Here is a 441-nt window from a genome sequence, read left to right as displayed (position 1 = left end):
CTGGGAGTAGTCATCCGTGGTCAACGTGCCGTTCCCCGCCAGCGAGACACCCCACGCGAGCATGTCCACCCCGGCCGGAATCACCGGCGTCGTCACGTTCGCCTGCACATACGTGGCCGAGGCACCCAGCTGCGCCAGGTCCGTCCAGTAGCCCCAGCCCGACGCCGTGTGAGTAAACAATGTGATAGCGTTTTTCGCCGCCGTCGACATATACCACACGGACAGATCATAGGTCTTACCCGGGACAACGGCCGGCGCGCAGCCCGCCGTTTCACCCACCAACAGCTTGCGATCGCCACTCACATAATTCGAAACCGTGAGCTGAAACGCCTTCGAACCAGTATGAGCAGTCCCGCCCGAACCCCACACCACCGTGTTGCCGCCCCAGCCCGACTTCTCCCAGCACGTCGGCATGCCAGCGGCGTCCAGCGTCTCCAAAGA

Annotated in this window: 1 pseudogene; it reads right to left on the bottom strand. The window is 63.3% G+C overall.

The window, feature by feature from the left end:
- A pseudogene (locus tag MJ783_RS11035) lies at positions 1-441 on the bottom strand (galactose oxidase); the annotation flags it as partial.

It is taken from the genome of Protofrankia sp. Cj3, from assembly GCF_917627355.1.
Taxonomy (GTDB): Bacteria; Actinomycetota; Actinomycetes; order Frankiales; family Frankiaceae; genus Protofrankia.
This window is presented reverse-complemented; position numbering and strand designations above follow the sequence as displayed.